Raw genomic sequence first — 17,318 nt, 5'->3', positions numbered from 1 at the left:
AATGAAGGCAGGGCCAGATTGCGGTGACTGTGAAGACGACACGAACCGAGAGTTTGTTCGCACATTACCGAACTATCACATACCCATTCGCTGGGACGTAACCCGCAAGGGCCAACGCACCGGCAACCGAATTTCTTGACGACCATAGAGCATTGGAACCACCTGATCCCATCCCGAACTCAGTAGTGAAACGATGTATCGCCGATGGTAGTGTGGGGTTTCCCCATGTGAGAGTAGGTCATCGTCAAGATTAAATTCCAGAACCCCTGATCGCTTACGCGTTCAGGGGTTTTGTTTGTGCGCGAAGAAAAAGGATTAGCCGTAGGAGCGCGCTTGCCCTTGACGGACGACCACGCGTTGGACCTGGCACACCGCCTCGCTACCGGGTAGGACCGAATTCATTCGGGAAGGCTATATGTCAGGCGATACATAAGCTGCGGATGTACCGCCCCCTCGCGAACAAGTTCGCTCCTACCGTCCATGCGCGAACCTCGGTAGGACCGAATTCATTCGGGAAAGCTATATGTCAGGCGATACATAAGCTGCGGATGTACCGCCCCCTTGCGAACAAGGAGGGCTTTCTCAGTACCAGCGATTACTCACCGCGGTAGATACAACCACTGGTGCACGTTTCGTGAATACGTATAGCAGACAGCTCCGGCAACAGCGGCTTGAGCTCAGCAAAGATCCATTTGGCGAGGTTCTCGCTGGTTGGGTTTTCAAGCCCGGGTATGTCATTCAAATAGTGGTGGTCGAGGCGTTCATAAAGCGGCTTGAAGATCGCCTTGATTTCAGAAAAGTCGCGGATCCAGCCGATGTGCGGATCGACTTCACCTTCCAGATGAATAGCGATGCGGAAGGAATGCCCGTGCAGCCGTCCGCATTTATGACCTTCGGGCACGTGAGGCAGGAAGTGGGCCGACTCGAACGTAAACTCTTTAAAAATTTCCAAAATGCTCAACTCTAAAAATGGCGATCGTCGCAGCGACGCATGCAGGCCAAGAGTTTATCAGCATTGGTTTGGGCTTTGCGCTAAAACGCGGTAGTTCATCCGCACTGATGGCACCTAGCCAGATAGATTCAGGTTGAATTAAGTTGGGACGTTTATTCTAAATGCATAGGAATAAACATTTTCGACGGAGCCTGATAGTGAAAACCCTGACTGCGCTTTTGGCTTCTGCCCTTCTGGTATTTACCAGCGGTGCAGTCAGCGCTCGCGACATTTCCCCTGACGAAGCTGCTACATTGCGCGCCGCTGGTAGCATTCAAAGCGCGGAGCAGCTTAACGCAGTAGCGTTGGCCAGGCACCCTGGCGCGACCATCAATGACACCGAGCTTGATGAAAAATACGGCAAGCATGTTTATGAGGTTGAGCTTACCGACCCTCGAGGTATCCACTGGGACGTAGATATCGATGCCGCGACCGGGAAGGTGCTCAAAAATCATCAGGACCGATAATGAAGTTACCTAAGCGTCGTGGCACTCTTGTTTGCCTTGTGCTGGTCTGCATCTCTGTGCAAGCGAGGGACCTGGATCAGGATGAAGCGCTGAGCTTGCGTCAGAAGGGCACTATTCTTCCGCTTGAGCAGTTGATGGATTTGGCCATGGCCCGTCATCCGGGCGCCAAGTTATTAGAGGCGGAACTTGAAGAGAAGCATGGCGTGTACGTTTATGAGTTTGAGATTCTGACCTCGGAAGGGGTCGTCCGCGAGCTGAAATATGATGCTCGGGACAGTCGACTATTGAAGGATGAGGAAGACTGATGCGCCTGTTACTGGTAGAAGACCATGTCCCGCTGGCTGATGAGCTGCTTGCCGGTCTGGGCCGGCAGGGCTATGCAGTTGACTGGCTTGCGGACGGGCGTGATGCGGTTCACCAAGGCGTAACCGAGCCTTATGATTTGATTATTCTCGACCTTGGCTTGCCAGGGCTTCCAGGTCTGGAAGTGCTCGAGCAATGGCGTACCGCAGGTCTGGCAACGCCGGTTCTGGTACTCACGGCGCGAGGTTCCTGGTCTGAACGTATAGAAGGGCTGAAGGCCGGTGCTGACGATTACCTGACCAAGCCTTTTCATCCGGAAGAGCTACAGCTGCGTATTCAGGCGTTGTTGCGCCGCTCCAAAGGGCTGGCGAATCAGCCTCGTCTTGAATCCGCTGGTTTGCATCTGGACGAAGGGCGTCAATGTGTTAACCAGGGCGGAGTAGATATTCAGCTGACCTCCGCTGAATTCAGATTGCTGCGTTACTTCATGCTGCACCCCGAGCAGATTCTTTCGAAAAGCCATTTGGCTGAGCACCTTTATGACGGTGAAAACGAGCGTGATTCCAACGTCATTGAAGTGCATGTGAATCACCTCAGACGCAAGCTGGGTAAAGCTGTGGTCGAAACCCGGCGCGGTCAGGGCTATCGTTTTGGCGGGGAGCCTGCTGCTTGAAGTCTATTCAACGTCGCTTGAGCATCGGGCTCATCAGCGTGATGGTTCTAGTGTGCGTTGTGTTGGCTCAAACCAGCTTGTGGCTGTTTGAGTTAGGTTTGCAGCGTTATCTGGAAGCCGGATTGCGCAACGAAAGCGAAAGCCTGCTGGTTGCCTTGGTGCGCGGCCAGAATGGCGTGCAACTGGATGAGCATCGACTGTCGCCTGCCTATCAGCGGCCTTATTCCGGGCACTATTTTCGAATTGATTTTCCGGAGGGCCACTGGCGCTCCAGATCGTTATGGGATCTGGAAATTCCCGATCCAGGTTCGAGTGGGTTACATGCGAGCTACGAGTTAGGTCAGACAGGCCAGTCCTTGCTACTGCACAAGGCCGATTACCGGAAATTCGGTCAGGACCTGTCAATTACCGTTGCCCAGGACTACACACCGGTCAGGGCGAGCTTTCTTCGGGTACAACAAATTGGCCTCGGGCTGGGACTTGCCGCTCTCCTGCTGATTCTGGCTCTGCAGCGGGTAACGGTGCGTCGTGCCTTGCGTCCACTGGATCGGGCCCGTGAACAGCTTGTTCAGCTCCAGCAAGGCAAGCGTTCCCAACTGGATGAAGAGGTACCCGTAGAACTCGAACCTCTTGTGTCGCAAATCAACCATTTGCTGGAGCATACCGAAGACAGCCTGAGACGCTCGCGCAACGCGCTCGGCAACCTGGGTCATGCATTGAAAACGCCACTGGCAGTCCTGTTCAGCGCCATTGCCAGCCCCAAATTCGATGCCCATCCCGCCCTGCGTAATATTCTGCGTGAGCAACTGGAACAGATTCAGCAACGCCTGGCGCGTGAGCTGAATCGTGCGCGGCTATCCGGCGATGCGTTGCCCGGTGCGCATTTTGATTGTGATGCCGAATTGAGCGGACTGTTCGCCACCTTGCGCATGATCCATGGCGAGCACTTAAACCTTGAGATGCACGTCAAGCCAGGTCTGTCTCTACCTTGGGATCGTGAGGATATTCTGGAACTGCTGGGCAACTTGCTGGACAACGCCTGCAAATGGGCGGACAGCGAAGTATTGCTGACGATTAGTAGGGAGGAAGCGAGCTTCAGTATTGTGATCGAAGACGACGGTCCCGGTATCCCTGAAGCCATGCGCGAGGAAGTCTTCAGCCGTGGTGCGCGTCTGGATGAGCAAATCACCGGTCATGGACTGGGCCTCGGTATCGTGCGCGATATCGTTCAGGTGTGGGGCGGCCATCTGCAACTTGAAGCCAGCCACTCAGGTGGGCTTCGAGTACGGATTGACCTGCCTGATCGTTCAGCGATCGATTGACTTGCTCAGTAAGCCATTAGGCACGTCATTAACCTGGCAACTACCGCTCAATATTCCTGCGTTCAATACGGACTTTACTTACGAGCACTTCAGAAGCCTCTCAACTTTTCAGCCAGATTGCCGATACAGGCCCAAGATCAAAATTTAAAAACAACAAATTGATGCTTGGGGTCCTATGCGCATTAGCCTGAAAGCCAAAGTACTTTCACTGGCGATCCTGCCAGTGCTGATATTCGCGTTGATCATCAGCGTGACGACGATTGTAATGCTGCGCGAGCAAGCAAAGCAGGAAGTCAGCCAAACCCGCGAACGGCTGCTGAATGAAGCCAAGGCTACGCTGCAAAATTATGTCGCCATCGGTATGACAGCTATCAAACCGATCTACGACGCCGCGCCGGCTGGCGATGAGACCGCAAGGGCACAGGCTATAAAACTGCTTTCCGGCATTTCCTATGGCAAGGACGGCTACTTCTTCGGCTACGATTCGCAATCAATACGCTTGTTCAAGGCAAACAGTCCTGATGGTGTCGGGAAGAGCTTCAAAGAAGCACGCGACCCCAACGGCGTCTATGTCAACAATGAACTGGTGGCTGTAGCCAAAGCGGGTACGCACTATCTGCTGTACTCCTCACCGCTGCCTGGCAAAACCGAGCTGCTGCCCAAGCTGGGCTATACCGAATATTTGCCAAAATGGGACATGGCGATCGGTTCATCCGTCAATCTTGATGGTATCGACGCTCAGGTTGCATTGGTCGAGCGGGACGTTGAAGCACGTCTGCAGGAAATGCTGCTGAGCATCGTCGGGGTTGCCTTACTTGTTCTTGTCATTATCAGCATTGTAGGCGTGGTGCTGGCAGGAACCCTGCTGCGCCCACTGCGCCTGATGAAAGATAACCTCGATGACATCGCAGCAGGCGAGGGTGATCTGACTCGGCGTCTGGCAGTGACCAGTCAGGATGAGTTAGGTGACCTGGCCAGTTCCTTTAACCGCTTTGTCGACAAGATCCACAGTCTTGTCAGTCAGATATCCGGCATGACCGGACAATTGACCGGTCTGGTAGGGGAAGTGTCGAGTCAGGCGCAGCGCTCAGAGCAAGCCATGGAACGTCAGCGCCACGAGACGGATCAGGTTGCCACTGCGATCAACGAGATGTCCGCTGCCGCTCAGGAAGTGGCGAAGAGTGCCCAGGGTGCCTCGGTTGCTGCACAGAAGACCGACGAGGAGGGGCAGTCGGCCAAACGCGTCGTCGATGGCAGCATCAAATTGATTCACGCGCTGGTTGAAGATATTCGAAACAGTGGCTCGTCTCTGGATAGCCTGCAGAAAGATGTGTCTTCGATTGTGAGCGTACTCGGGGTGATTCGCTCTATCGCTGAGCAAACCAATCTGTTGGCCCTCAACGCCGCTATCGAGGCTGCGCGTGCGGGGGAGGCGGGTCGCGGTTTCGCGGTGGTGGCCGATGAGGTGCGTGCGCTGGCCAGTCGTACCCAGCAGAGCACGCAGGAAATCCAGGGCATGATTGATCGCTTGCAGAAAGGCACGCAGACGGCTGTTGACGCCATGCGTCGCTCCAGCGAAGCCGGTGATGGTACCTCCGTGCAGGCCAATCAGGCGGGGTCTTCGCTGGATGCCATTGGCGAGCTGATCACCACCATCAACACCATGAACGCGCAAATCGCCAGCGCCGCTGAAGAGCAAACGGCAGTTGCCGAGGAAATCAACCGCAGCGTGCATCAGATTGCTTCTGCCGTTGACACCGTGGCAGACGAAACCCGGCAAAGCGCGCAGACCTCCCGCAGCCTGAATGACCTTGGCCAGCGCCTTGGTGCATTGGTTGGGCAGTTCCGGGTTTAACCCACGTGAGAAGTGCGCTACGAATGGTTGACCTGCAGGAGCGACCTCGTCGTCCGACGCGCTGCACTGTCGCGTAATAAACATGGATCCTGTAGGAGTGAGCTTGCTCGCGATAGCGGTCGATCTGTTAAGAGGCTAGCGTCTGACCTGACGCTATCGCGAGCAAGCTCACTCCTACAGAATAAGCATTTAAACTCAGATAGTTATTTCGTGTTTGATGAGCGCTACCGAAGGCTGCGAGGCATTCATCCTGGCACACCGCTACCACAGCCTTCGGCAGCTCCTACAGATCAAATGTCTGCCGTCAGACAGCGCGATGTTAGCGACACTGTGCGATCTCCTGCAAACCCTGCGGCCAGAAGCATTCTCTGCTGTAATACCCTTTCCAGAGCCTTCATCTGCCCGACCGCAGAATGATCGCACTCGTCCGTCGATTGGCTGACTAAGGATCAGGTCAAGCGAGTTGCTTGCCTACTGACATGGAAAGGACATGAACGAAACCACGCTGCAATACAAAACCCTGATCATGCTGTTGGTGCTGGTGACCATCGCGTTCATATGGATTCTGCTGCCGTTTTACGGCGCGGTCTTCTGGGCGGTGATCCTCGGCATCATCTTTGCGCCGGTCCAGCGTCGCTTGCTGCTGCGCTTTGGCTGGACACGTAATCTGACGTCGCTCTGCACCCTGGTAATCTGTCTGGTCATCGCGATTTTACCGGTCATTGTCATCAGTGCCTTGCTGGTTCAGGAAGGTGCCACGCTCTACAAGAACGTCGAAAGCGGACAGCTCGATATCGCCAGCTATCTGGCCGAGTTCAAAGGCTTGTTGCCGCATTACGTTCAGGGCTGGCTGGATCGACTCGGCATGGGCGATCTCGATGGTCTGCGCGACAAGATCGCCAAAGGCGCGATGCAGGGCAGTCAGTACCTGGCAACGCAGGCATTCAGCTTTGGCCAGGGCACCTTCGACTTCGTCGTGGGCTTTTTCATCATGCTGTACCTGCTGTTTTTCTTCCTGCGTGACGGCCAGGAACTGGTGCGCAAGATGCGTATAGCAGTGCCTCTGGCTGAACCCCAGAAACGTCGCCTGCAGCTTAAGTTCACACGTGTCGTACGCGCTACGGTCAAGGGCAACATTGTGGTTGCGATTACCCAAGGTGCACTTGGCGGCTTTATATTCTGGTGTCTCGACATTCCCAGCGCTCTGCTCTGGGCGGTCATCATGGCGTTTCTGTCGCTGCTGCCAGCCGTTGGGGCAGGGATCGTCTGGGCGCCAGTGGCAGTTTATTTCCTGTTGAGCGGCATGATCTGGCAGGGCGTAGTACTCGCGCTGTTCGGCGTGTTCGTGATTGGACTGGTCGACAACGTGCTGCGACCTATTCTGGTCGGCAAAGATACCAAGATGCCCGATTACCTGATTCTGATCTCTACCTTGGGCGGGATGTCTGTGTTCGGTCTTAACGGTTTCGTGATCGGCCCGATGGTCGCAGCGTTGTTCATGTCCACCTGGGGCTTGTTCGTCAGCGCCAAGAAGGCGGTACGTTTGCCTGGGTAAACTTCCAGGCGAAAAAAAACCTGCTCAATCGAGCAGGTTTTTTTATGCGTCCCTTCATGCCTGATGCTTGAGAGATCAGCCCATCAGACCCGCTTGCTTGACCAGTTCCAGCAGCGGCTGCGGATAGACACCCAGTACGAAGGTCAGAATGGCAATCGCCAGCAGCATCACGCCACCGGTACGTTGCGCCCAGTTAAAGGCCGCATCGTGGCGTGGCAGCTTGGAGTCCACCAGATACAGGGTAACCATCACGCGCAGGTAGTAGAAGACGCCGATAGCGCTACCGATGATCAGCGCACCGAGCAACCACCACAGCTTCGACTCAACGCCGGTCGCGATGATGTAGAACTTGCCGATGAAGCCAGCCGTCAGCGGGATGCCGGCCAGGGAAAGCATCATCAGGGTCATTACCGCTGTCAGGTACGGACGACGCCAGAAAAGACCGCGGTATTCGAACATCGCATCGGTATCACGGCCGCTGTACGGTGACGACATCATGGTGATCACACCGAAGCTGCCCAGGCTGGTCAGTACATAAGTGACCAGATACACGCCGATAGCCTCAACCGCCATGCCTTTGCTCGCCACCAGGGCAATCATCAGATAGCCGAAGTGCGCGATAGACGAGTAACCCAGCAAACGCTTCAAGTTGTTCTGCATCAGTGCCAGCAGGTTGCCGACGATGATCGACGCCACGGCGATGACCGCCAGTACGTCATGCAGTACACCGCTGTTGGCCGCGGGGGAAATCTGGAACAGCCGCACCAGCACTGCGAAAACTGCAACCTTGCTGGCGGTGGCCAGAAAAGCCGCTACCGGGGCAGGGGCGCCCTCGTAGACGTCCGGGGTCCACAGGTGGAAAGGCACCAGCGACAGCTTGAATGCCAGACCTACCAGCATCATGCCCAGACCCAGGCTGGCGATCGGGCTTGGCAGACCGCTTGCAGCCAGCGCCTTACCAATGCCTTCAAAGCCCAGCGTGCCAGCTTCGGCATACAGCAGCGCCATGCCGAACAGCAGGAACGCCGAACCGGCTGCCGAGAGCACCATGTATTTGATACCGGCTTCCAGCGAGCGCTTGTTGAAGAATGCGTAAGCGACCAGACCGTAGACCGGCACCGACAACAGCTCCAGACCGATAAACAGGCCTGCCAGGTGTTGCGCGCTGACCAGTACCAGACCGCCAGCAGCGGCGAGCAGGATCAGCAGGTAAAGCTCTTCACGATTGCCAGGGTAGCCAGCTTTGCCATCGCCGAGATAGGCGTGAGCCATGGTCACGCACGCCAGAGTCGAGGCCAGGATCAGCGCCATGTACAAGCAGGCGAAGCTGTCGATCTGCAGCAGGGGCGTCACTACCAGCGGAGCGACTTTCAATGCCGGGTAGATCGAGAGCAGGGCAAGGTTAAGCCCCCCAACGCTGAGCAGGAAGGTTTGCGAGTGATTGCGGCGCCATGCGATCGCCAGCATCACCACAACAATGGTAAGGCTGGTAATCAGCAGTGGGGCAAGCGCAATAAAATGTTGAGTCGTCAGGTCCATAGCGCTCTTACCGGGCCGAAGCGAGTTGAGTGAAGGCAGTGCCGAGCCATTGCTGCACGCCGTGCATGGTCGCTGCAGACGTATCGAGGAATGGCTGCGGGTAAACCCCGACCAGTACCAGCAATACGGCCAGACCGAGCACCATGATCATTTCCCGTCCGTCCATGCCCTTGAGAGGCTCGTCGGATTTCGCCGGGCCGAAGTAGGCGCGGTGGATCATGATCAGCGAGTAGACAGAGCCAAACACCAGACCGGACGTGGCAATTGCGGTGATCCATGGCGCACTGACAAAGCTGCCCAGCAGGATCAGGAACTCACCCACAAAGTTACCGGTACCCGGCAGACCCAGAGAGGCCGCCGCGAAGAACAGGCTGATCGCTGGCAGGTAGGCGATGCGCGACCACAAACCACCCATTTCACGCATGTCACGCGTATGCAGACGTTCGTACAACTGACCGCTGAGGATAAACAGTGCGGCAGCCGACAGACCGTGAGCAAGCATCTGAATCACAACGCCTTGCAGCGCTTGCTGGCTGCCGGAATAGATCCCGATCAGCACGAAGCCCATGTGCGAGACGCTGGAAAACGCGATCAAACGCTTGATGTCGGTTTGTGCGAACGCGAGGAAAGCGCCGTAGAAAATGCCGATCAGACCCAGAATCATCGCGATAGGCGCGAACTCGGCAGACGCGTTCGGGAACAGCGGCAGTGCAAAACGCAGCAGACCATACGCAGCGGTTTTCAACAGGATACCGGCCAGGTCGACCGAACCCGCTGTTGGTGCCTGGGCGTGAGCATCCGGCAGCCAGGAGTGGAATGGCACCACTGGCAGCTTCACCGCGAAGGCAATGAAGAAGCCCAGCATCAGGATATATTCGGTGCCCGGTGCCAGTTGGGTCTTCAGCAGTGTGGCGTAATCGAACGTGATCACTCCGGTCTGATTGAAGTTGACCAGGACCAGACCGAGGATCGCCACCAACATGATCAGGCCGCTGGCCTGAGTAAAGATGAAGAACTTGGTCGCGGCGTAGATTCGCGTCTTCTTGCCGTCCGCCGAGCTGTGACCCCAGAGCGCGATGAGGAAATACATCGGCACCAGCATCATTTCCCAGAAGAAGAAGAACATGAACAGGTCGATGGCCAGGAACACGCCAATCACGCCACCGAGGATCCACATCAGGTTGAGGTGGAAGAAACCAACGTTACGCTGGATCTCTTTCCACGAACACAACACCGACAGCACACCGAGCAGGCCGGTCAGCAGGATCATCAGCAACGAAAGACCATCAAGGGCCAGGTGGACGCTGATGCCGAAGCGAGCGATCCACAAGTGCTTGAATTCGATAGCCCAGGTTGGGTCGACGCCGGGCGCTGGTGCGTAACTGTAGTTGCCAGTACTCCACAACCAGAGGCCCAGGGCCAGTTCGAGGGACATGGTCAGCAGCGCGATCCAGCGCGGCAGGGTAGGGCCGAAGCGCTCACCTTGCCAGCACAGCAGGCCACCGATAAAGGGGATCAGGATTAGCCAAGGCAGAATCATGACGGGCTCAATTCCTTTCGCAAATTCGCAAGGTTCATGTCAGACCGCAACCACGACGACGGCGCCGAGTACCAGTACGGCACCTACAGCGATCGAAGCGGCATACCAGCGCAGTTGACCGGTTTCGGTACGGGTCATGCTGCCATGACCTGCCTTGACCAGACGTGGGATCAAACCAATGGTGTGGTCCAGTGGGTCGCTACGCAGCAACTGGCAGATAGCCAGATACGGCTTGACGAACAGCTTGTCGTACACCCAATCGAAGCCCCATGCCGCGAACCACCAGGCCGACAGGAAACGGCCCGGTGCGCTGTTGGCGATGGAAGTGACCAAGCGGCGCTTGCCCAGGAACAGCAACGCTGCGAGCAGGATACCGGCGAGAGCGATAGCACCCGAGGCGATTTCCAGGCTGTGCTTGGCATCGCCACCGGCATGGCCGACGCTTTGCGGCAGCACACCCGCCAAGGGTGGGGTGATCAGCGCGCCGATGAAAGTCGACAGCACGATCAGCACACTCAATGGCAACCAGTGGGCAATACCGTGACCTGCGTGCGCTTCCGTTTTCGCTTCACCGTGGAAGGTGATGAAGATCAGGCGGAAGGTGTACAGGGAAGTCATGAATGCGCCGACCAGACCTGCATACAGCAGACCGTTGTTGCCGCTGGCGAAAGCCTCCCAGAGAATTTCGTCTTTGGAGTAGAAACCCGCCGTCAGCAATGGCAAGGCCGCAAGGGCCGAGCCGCCGACGATGAAGCTGGCGTAGGCCAGAGGCAGTTTCTTCCACAGGCCGCCCATCTTGAAGATGTTCTGCTCGTGGTGGCAGGCAACGATCACCGCACCGGAGGCGAGGAACAGCAGCGCCTTGAAGAAGGCGTGAGTCATCAGGTGGAAGATCGCGCCTTCCCAGGCACCGACGCCCAGCGCCAGGAACATGTAGCCGATCTGGCTCATGGTCGAGTAGGCGAGGATACGTTTGATGTCGGTCTGTACCAGTGCTGCGAAACCTGCCAGAACCAGTGTCACGCCGCCGACGATACCTACCAGATGCAGAATGTCCGGAGCCAGAGCAAACAGACCGTGAGTCCGGGCGATCAGGTAAACACCTGCGGTCACCATGGTTGCGGCGTGGATCAGTGCCGAAACCGGCGTCGGGCCAGCCATTGCGTCTGCCAGCCAGGTTTGCAGCGGCAGTTGCGCGGATTTGCCGACAGCACCACCGAGCAGCAGCAGAGTGGCCAGCACGATCCAGAAGTCCCCTACCTTGAAGTGCTCAGGCGCACGCACCAGCAATTCCTGGATATTCAGCGTACCCAGTTGTTGGAACAGGATGAACAGGCCGATGGCCATGAACACGTCGCCGATACGGGTCACGATGAAGGCTTTGAGTGCCGCGTTACCGTTGTTGCGGTTGCTGTAGTAGAAACCGATCAACAAGTAACTGCACAGGCCTACACCTTCCCAACCGAAGTAGAGGAACAACAGGTTATCGCCGAGCACCAGGAACAGCATGCTGGCGATAAACAGGTTGGTGTACGCGAAGAAACGCGAGTAACCGGCTTCGCCACGCATGTACCAGGAAGCGAACAGGTGGATCAGGAAGCCGACGCCAACCACGACACCCAGCATCGTCACGGACAGGCCGTCCAGATACAGGGCGAAGTTGGGCTCGAAACCGTCCACGGCCATCCAGCGCCACAACACCTGGGTGTAGTGACCGCCTTCAGGCGGCGCAACGTTGAATTGCCAGATGACCCAGGCGGTGACAATGGCTGACAGGCCTATAGAGCCGACGCCGATCAATGCCGCGAGGTTTTCCGAGATACGTCCACGGGAGAACGACAGCAGCAGAAAACCGATCAGGGGAAATACGAAAGTCAGAAAGAGTAGGTTCATCCGCGCATCTCGCTGGCAGCGTCGATATCGAGAGTGTGGAAGCGGCGATACAGCTGCATCAGGATCGCCAGGCCAATACTGGCCTCGGCCGCCGCGAGGGTGATCACCAGGATGAACATGACCTGTCCATCCGGCTGAGCCCAGCGGCTACCGGCAACGACGAACGCCAGAGCCGATGCGTTCATCATGATCTCCAGGCTCATCAACACAAAAAGAATGTTACGGCGCACTATCAGACCGACCAGGCCGAGAACGAACAGGACCCCGGCAACCGCCAGACCGTGCTCCAGAGGGATAGCATTCATTGGCTTGGCTCCTTCGCTTCGTTGCGGCCCAAATGGAATGCCGTTACTGCAGCAGCCAGCAGAAGCATCGAGGCCAGTTCAACGACCAGCAGGTAGGGCCCGAACAGGCTGATGCCGACTGCCTTGGCGTCGACGGTGGTGTGACCGATAGCGGCGCCTGTCTGGTTGGCGAACAGCACGTACAGCAACTCAGCCAGCAGCAGCGCGCCCAGAATCACCGGACCGACCCAGATACCGGGTGTGAGCCAGGTGCGTTCCTGCTGAACCGAGGCAGGGCCCAGGTTGAGCATCATCACCACAAAAACGAACAGGACCATGATCGCGCCCGCATAAGCGATGACTTCCAGAACCCCGGCGAACGGAGCGCCAAGGCTGAAAAAAGTCATCGCCACGGCGATCAGCGAAATGATCAGGTAGAGCAGGGCATGCACCGGGTTCGTGTTGGTGATCACCCGCAGGGTGGACACTACAGCGATGCCGGATGCGAAATAGAAAGCGAATTCCATCTTTACTTCCTTAAGGCAGCAAGCTCTTGACGTTGATCGGTTCGGCTTCGTTCTGTGCAGAGCCCTTGGGCTTGCCAGCGACGGCCATACCGGCGACGCGATAGAAGTTGTAGTCAGGGTTCTTGCCGGGGCCGGAGATCAGCAGATCTTCTTTCTCGTAAACCAGATCCTGACGCTTGAACTCGGCCATTTCGAAATCCGGTGTCAGCTGGATCGCCGTGGTCGGGCAGGCTTCTTCGCACAGGCCGCAGAAAATGCAACGCGAGAAGTTGATGCGGAAGAACTCTGGGTACCAACGGCCGTCATCGGTTTCGGCTTTCTGCAACGAGATGCAACCAACCGGGCAGGCCACGGCGCACAGGTTGCAGGCTACGCAGCGTTCTTCACCATCAGGATCGCGGGTCAGTACGATACGACCGCGATAGCGCGGCGGCAGGTACACCGCTTCTTCCGGATATTGCAGGGTGTCGCGTTTGCGGAAGCCGTGACCGAATACCATCACCAGGCTTCGCAACTGGGTACCAGTACCCTTAACGATGTCGCCAATATATTTGAACATGGGTCAAATCCTCACTGAACCGAGCCGGCTGGTGTGTTCAACAGCACAACCGCAGCAGTCACCAGCAAATTGATCAGGGTCAGCGGCAGACAGAATTTCCAGCTGAAATCCATGACCTGGTCATAGCGTGGGCGCGGAATGGATGCACGCAGCAGGATGAACAGCATGATGAAGAACGCAGTTTTGATGGCGAACCAGAAGAACGACAGCGACGGCAGGATATCGAACGGACCGTGCCAGCCACCGAAGAACAGCGTTACCAGCAATGCCGAGATCAGAATGATGCCGATGTATTCGCCAACGAAGAACATGCCCCACTTCATGCCTGCATATTCAATGTGGTAACCGTCAGCCAGTTCCTGTTCTGCTTCCGGCTGGTCGAACGGGTGACGGTGAGTCACGGCGACGCCAGCGATGAAGAAGGTACAGAAGCCGAAGAACTGCGGAATGATGAACCACAGGTTCTGCGCCTGATATTCAACGATGTCGCGCATGTTGAACGAGCCAACCTGCACCACGATGCCCATCAGCGCCAGGCCCATGAACACTTCATAGGACACGGTTTGTGCCGAAGCACGCAGCGCGCCGAGCAGGGCGAACTTGTTGTTACTCGACCAACCGGCAAACAGAACGGCGTAAACCGACAGCCCGGCCATGGCGAAGAAGAACAGCAGACCGATGTTCAGGTCCGCCACGCCCCAGCTTGGGGTGATCGGGATAATCGAGAACGCGATCAGCAAGGCGCTCATGGCAACTACCGGGGCCAGGGTGAAGATCACCTTGTCGGCAAACGGCGGGGTCCAGTCTTCCTTGAAGAACATTTTCAACATGTCGGCAGCAATCTGGAACATGCCGAACGGGCCGACGCGGTTCGGACCGTAACGGTCCTGCCACCAGCCCAGCAGACGACGTTCCACAAAGCTCAGCAGTGCGCCGCAGACCACAACGGCCAGCAGCACAACGATGGCCTTGACGACTGCAATGATCGCGTCGATCACATCAGGGGTGAACCAACTCATTGCGCTGCCTCCTGCAGACCGTCAACGGACTTGCCGAAAATCGCCGGCGGAATACCGGCCAGACCGGCAGGCAACGCCACGAGACCCGCGCCCAGCTCTTCGTTGATACGCAGCGGCAGACGCAGTGTCTGACCAGCAACGTTCAAGGAAAGTAGCGCACCTTCGTTGACGCCCAGGCGATCAGCTTCCGACTTGGCCAGAGCCACATACGGAGAAGGAATGCGTTCTTGAACCGGAGCGGCTTTCGAAGAGTTCTCTTCGCTGCCGAACAGGTGATAGAACGGCACCACTTGCCAGGTCCCTTGGGCCGGGGAGAAGGCGCGAGGTGCGCTGGTGAACCAGATCAGGTTATCGCCCTGGGTTTCGATCAGACGTGTGCCCGGATCACCGGCACGCAAGTGACCGCCGACTTCGTCCTGGAACTTGTTCCAGGCTTGTGGCGAGTTCCAGCCCGGTGACCAGGCAAATGGTACTTGCTGACGTGGTTCAACCGAACCCGAGTAACCTTCCATGGAGAAGGAGAACGCGGTGTCGTTGTCTTGCGAAGTACGCGGTTCGTGCACGCTGATGTTGGCGCGCATTGCGGTACGGCCGCTATAACGCAGCGGTTCGCGAGCCAGCTTCAAGCCTTTGATACGGAACGCAGCCGATGGCGCGGCGTTAACGATGGCGGCCAGTTGCGGATTACTTGCAGCGCAGGCAGCCGTCACGTGGTCCAGCAACGTCCAGTCCACCGGTTTGTTCAACAGGGTGGCGCGCAGGGCGTGCAGCCAGCGCCAGCCTTCGTGAACCAGAATGCTGGCATCCAGATAAGTCGGGTCGAACACCTGGAAGAAGCGCTGAGCACGGCCTTCCTGGCTGACCAACGTACCGTCGCCTTCAGCAAAGCTCGCCGCTGGCAGCACCAGATGAGCACGATCACCGGTCGGGGTTTTCTGATGATCAGCCACGATCACGACTTTCGCCGCGCTCAGGGCTGCATCGACCTTGGCAGCATCGGTGCGGGTGTACAGATCGTTTTCCAGCACGACGATAGCGTCGGCCTTGCCGTCGATTACTGCTTGCAGCGCGGCATCGACAGAGTCGCCACCCAGCAGTGCCAGGCCGAGGCTGTTGGCTTCCGGCACGATCAGGCTGATTGAGCCTGCCTTGTCGCGCAGCTTCAGCGCTTTGGCAATGTTGGCCGCGGCTTCGATCAGTGCTTTGGAACCCAGCGAAGTACCGGCGATGATCAATGGGCGCTTGGCGGCCAGGAGGGCGTCGGCAATGCGCTGTGCCAATTCCAGAGCTTCAGGCTCAAGGCCTTCAACGGCTGGCGCACTGGCATCCAGCGCGTGAGCGACGGCGAAACCGATACGCGCCAGATCGTCCGGTGCTGCGTGGACGCATTCTTCGGCAACATCATCCAGTTTGGTTTCGGCCAGGCTGGCGATGAACAGTGGGTTCAGCTCATGCTGACCGATGTTCTTCACTGCCGCGTCGAGCCATGGCTGGACTTTCATCGCCGCAGCCATGTCTTCGGCCTTGCCTTTCACCGCTTGGCGCAGACCCAGAGCCAGACGAGCAGCGGTCTGGGTCAGGTCTTCACCGAGAACGAAAATAGCGTCGTGGTCTTCGATGTCACGCAGGGTCGGGATCGGCAGCGGGCTGTCTTTCAACACCTGAGCGACCAGACGAATACGCTCAAGCTCTGAGGCTTCGATACCTGAATAGAAGTGCTCGGCACCTACCAGCTCGCGCAGGGCGTAGTTGCTTTCCAGGCTGGCACGCGGCGAACCGATACCGACGATGTTGCGACCGCGCAGCAGATCAGCAGCGTTATCCAGTGCCTGATCCAGGCTCAGTTTGCTGCCATCGGCCAGATGCGGCTGACGTGGACGGTCTTCGCGGTTGGTGTAGCCATAACCGAAACGGCCACGGTCGCACAGGAAATACTGGTTCACCGAACCGTTGTAGCGGTTCTCGATGCGACGGATTTCACCGTAGCGCTCGCCCGGGCTGATGTTGCAACCGCTGGAGCAGCCATGGCAGATGCTTGGCGAGAACTGCATGTCCCACTTACGGTTGTAGCGCTCGGAGTGAGTCTTGTCGGTGAACACACCGGTCGGGCAGACCTCGGTGAGGTTGCCGGAGAACTCGCTTTCCAGAACGCCGTCTTCAACGCGACCGAAATACACGTTGTCGTGAGCGCCGAATACACCGAGATCAGTGCCGCCTGCGTAATCTTTGTAGAAACGCACGCAGCGGTAGCAGGCGATGCAGCGGTTCATCTCGTGAGCGATGAACGGGCCGAGTTCCTGGTTCTGGTGGGTGCGTTTAGTGAAGCGATAACGGCGCTCGTTGTGGCCAGTCATCACGGTCATGTCTTGCAGGTGGCAGTGACCGCCTTCCTCACAGACCGGGCAGTCGTGGGGGTGGTTGGTCATCAGCCATTCGACGACACTGGCCCGGAAGGCCTTGGATTCGTCATCTTCGATGGAAATCCAGGTGTTATCGGTGGCTGGAGTCATGCAGGACATGACGATACGACCACGGGTGTCGTTTTCGTCCGTGTACTGCTTGACCGCACATTGGCGACAGGCGCCAACGCTGCCAAGGGCGGGATGCCAGCAGAAATACGGGATGTCGAGGCCTAGCGACAGACATGCCTGTAACAGGTTGTCTGCCCCATCGACTTCGAGCGCTTTGCCGTCTACGTGGATAGTGGCCATGGTTCAAAGGTCTTCGTTGGCCCGGTGTCAGCGGGCGTGGCTAATGGAATCTTGTTATTCGCACGACTCTAAACAGCCTT

At 57.3% G+C, this 17,318-nt stretch carries 15 protein-coding genes, 1 rRNA gene and 1 pseudogene; 8 read left to right on the top strand and 9 right to left on the bottom strand.

Going from position 1 to position 17,318, the window contains the following annotated elements; all coding sequences use genetic code 11:
• Positions 1-134 precede the first annotated feature (134 nt).
• Positions 135-250 (top strand): 5S ribosomal RNA (rrf, locus tag AO242_RS28040).
• A gap of 345 nt (positions 251-595) precedes the next feature.
• Here rrf and queD read toward each other — a convergent pair.
• On the bottom strand, positions 596-952 hold the full coding sequence (gene queD, locus AO242_RS28035) for a 6-carboxytetrahydropterin synthase QueD (RefSeq protein ID WP_080238016.1): 357 nt from the start codon (positions 950-952) through the stop codon (positions 596-598).
• A gap of 197 nt (positions 953-1,149) precedes the next feature.
• On the opposite strand from queD, the gene AO242_RS28030 reads away from it, so the two are divergent.
• The 7 genes and pseudogenes from AO242_RS28030 (at position 1,150) to AO242_RS28005 (ending at position 7,166) form a co-directional block, all read left to right on the top strand.
• On the top strand, positions 1,150-1,458 hold the full coding sequence (locus AO242_RS28030; RefSeq protein ID WP_099271229.1) for a PepSY domain-containing protein: 309 nt from the start codon (positions 1,150-1,152) through the stop codon (positions 1,456-1,458).
• Complete coding sequence (locus AO242_RS28025) at positions 1,458-1,763, top strand: PepSY domain-containing protein (RefSeq protein WP_099271228.1); 306 nt, start codon at positions 1,458-1,460, stop codon at positions 1,761-1,763. Before AO242_RS28030 ends, AO242_RS28025 begins: the two co-directional genes overlap by 1 nt.
• The gene (locus AO242_RS28020) at positions 1,763-2,434 is read left to right on the top strand and encodes a response regulator transcription factor (protein ID WP_027899384.1); all 672 of its coding nucleotides are present in this window, start codon (positions 1,763-1,765) and stop codon (positions 2,432-2,434) included. Before AO242_RS28025 ends, AO242_RS28020 begins: the two co-directional genes overlap by 1 nt.
• Positions 2,431-3,756, top strand: a complete 1,326-nt coding sequence (locus AO242_RS28015; RefSeq protein ID WP_099271227.1) for a sensor histidine kinase — start codon at positions 2,431-2,433, stop codon at positions 3,754-3,756. The genes AO242_RS28020 and AO242_RS28015 overlap by 4 nt, the downstream gene beginning before the upstream one ends.
• Positions 3,757-3,931: 175 nt before the next feature.
• Positions 3,932-4,753: pseudogene (locus AO242_RS30355) on the top strand (cache domain-containing protein); the annotation flags it as partial.
• 36 nt (positions 4,754-4,789) lie between these two features.
• Positions 4,790-5,611 carry a methyl-accepting chemotaxis protein gene (locus AO242_RS30350; RefSeq protein ID WP_371856764.1) on the top strand — a complete coding sequence of 274 codons (822 nt, stop codon included), beginning with the start codon at positions 4,790-4,792 and terminating at the stop codon, positions 5,609-5,611.
• A gap of 490 nt (positions 5,612-6,101) precedes the next feature.
• The gene (locus AO242_RS28005; protein WP_099271225.1) at positions 6,102-7,166 is read left to right on the top strand and encodes an AI-2E family transporter; all 1,065 of its coding nucleotides are present in this window, start codon (positions 6,102-6,104) and stop codon (positions 7,164-7,166) included.
• Positions 7,167-7,241: 75 nt separating this feature from the next.
• Here AO242_RS28005 and nuoN read toward each other — a convergent pair whose 3' ends face one another.
• Genes nuoN through nuoG form a run of 8 tightly spaced genes read right to left on the bottom strand, consistent with a single transcriptional unit; the run spans position 7,242 to position 17,238 of the window.
• On the bottom strand, positions 7,242-8,705 hold the full coding sequence (gene nuoN / locus AO242_RS28000; protein WP_099271224.1) for an NADH-quinone oxidoreductase subunit NuoN: 1,464 nt from the start codon (positions 8,703-8,705) through the stop codon (positions 7,242-7,244).
• Between the two features lie 7 nt (positions 8,706-8,712).
• On the bottom strand, positions 8,713-10,245 hold the full coding sequence (gene nuoM / locus AO242_RS27995; protein WP_099271223.1) for an NADH-quinone oxidoreductase subunit M: 1,533 nt from the start codon (positions 10,243-10,245) through the stop codon (positions 8,713-8,715).
• Between the two features lie 39 nt (positions 10,246-10,284).
• The gene (gene nuoL / locus AO242_RS27990; protein ID WP_099271222.1) at positions 10,285-12,138 is read right to left on the bottom strand and encodes an NADH-quinone oxidoreductase subunit L; all 1,854 of its coding nucleotides are present in this window, start codon (positions 12,136-12,138) and stop codon (positions 10,285-10,287) included.
• Positions 12,135-12,443, bottom strand: a complete 309-nt coding sequence (nuoK, locus tag AO242_RS27985; RefSeq protein WP_027899390.1) for an NADH-quinone oxidoreductase subunit NuoK — start codon at positions 12,441-12,443, stop codon at positions 12,135-12,137. Before nuoK ends, nuoL begins: the two co-directional genes overlap by 4 nt.
• Positions 12,440-12,949, bottom strand: coding sequence for an NADH-quinone oxidoreductase subunit J (gene nuoJ, locus AO242_RS27980; protein WP_027899391.1), 510 nt, complete (start codon positions 12,947-12,949; stop codon positions 12,440-12,442). Before nuoJ ends, nuoK begins: the two co-directional genes overlap by 4 nt.
• Positions 12,950-12,959: 10 nt before the next feature.
• A complete protein-coding gene (gene nuoI / locus AO242_RS27975; RefSeq protein ID WP_017123831.1) occupies positions 12,960-13,508 on the bottom strand; it encodes an NADH-quinone oxidoreductase subunit NuoI in 549 nt (182 codons plus the stop codon).
• A gap of 11 nt (positions 13,509-13,519) precedes the next feature.
• Positions 13,520-14,527: an NADH-quinone oxidoreductase subunit NuoH gene (nuoH, locus tag AO242_RS27970; protein ID WP_095097525.1), complete on the bottom strand. Its 1,008-nt coding sequence runs from the start codon at positions 14,525-14,527 to the stop codon at positions 13,520-13,522.
• Complete coding sequence (gene nuoG, locus AO242_RS27965) at positions 14,524-17,238, bottom strand: NADH-quinone oxidoreductase subunit NuoG (protein ID WP_099271221.1); 2,715 nt, start codon at positions 17,236-17,238, stop codon at positions 14,524-14,526. The genes nuoH and nuoG overlap by 4 nt, the downstream gene beginning before the upstream one ends.
• Between the last annotated feature and the right edge of the window lie 80 nt (positions 17,239-17,318).

The sequence above is a fragment of the Pseudomonas sp. ICMP 561 genome (genome assembly GCF_002699985.1).
In the GTDB taxonomy this organism is placed as follows: Bacteria; Pseudomonadota; Gammaproteobacteria; order Pseudomonadales; family Pseudomonadaceae; genus Aquipseudomonas; species Aquipseudomonas quasicaspiana.
This window is presented reverse-complemented; position numbering and strand designations above follow the sequence as displayed.

Bases quoted from the DNA above. Each gene is read 5' to 3' on its own strand.
- AO242_RS28025 (WP_099271228.1), top strand. From the start codon at position 1,458: ATGAAGTTACCTAAGCGTCGTGGCACTCTTGTTTGCCTTGTGCTGGTC.
- AO242_RS28020 (WP_027899384.1), top strand. From the start codon at position 1,763: ATGCGCCTGTTACTGGTAGAAGACCATGTCCCGCTGGCTGATGAGCTG.
- AO242_RS30350 (WP_371856764.1), top strand. From the start codon at position 4,790: ATGACCGGACAATTGACCGGTCTGGTAGGGGAAGTGTCGAGTCAGGCG.
- AO242_RS28005 (WP_099271225.1), top strand. From the start codon at position 6,102: ATGAACGAAACCACGCTGCAATACAAAACCCTGATCATGCTGTTGGTG.
- nuoN (WP_099271224.1), bottom strand. From the start codon at position 8,705: ATGGACCTGACGACTCAACATTTTATTGCGCTTGCCCCACTGCTGATT.
- nuoM (WP_099271223.1), bottom strand. From the start codon at position 10,245: ATGATTCTGCCTTGGCTAATCCTGATCCCCTTTATCGGTGGCCTGCTG.
- nuoL (WP_099271222.1), bottom strand. From the start codon at position 12,138: ATGAACCTACTCTTTCTGACTTTCGTATTTCCCCTGATCGGTTTTCTG.
- nuoK (WP_027899390.1), bottom strand. From the start codon at position 12,443: ATGAATGCTATCCCTCTGGAGCACGGTCTGGCGGTTGCCGGGGTCCTG.
- nuoJ (WP_027899391.1), bottom strand. From the start codon at position 12,949: ATGGAATTCGCTTTCTATTTCGCATCCGGCATCGCTGTAGTGTCCACC.
- nuoI (WP_017123831.1), bottom strand. From the start codon at position 13,508: ATGTTCAAATATATTGGCGACATCGTTAAGGGTACTGGTACCCAGTTG.
- nuoH (WP_095097525.1), bottom strand. From the start codon at position 14,527: ATGAGTTGGTTCACCCCTGATGTGATCGACGCGATCATTGCAGTCGTC.
- nuoG (WP_099271221.1), bottom strand. From the start codon at position 17,238: ATGGCCACTATCCACGTAGACGGCAAAGCGCTCGAAGTCGATGGGGCA.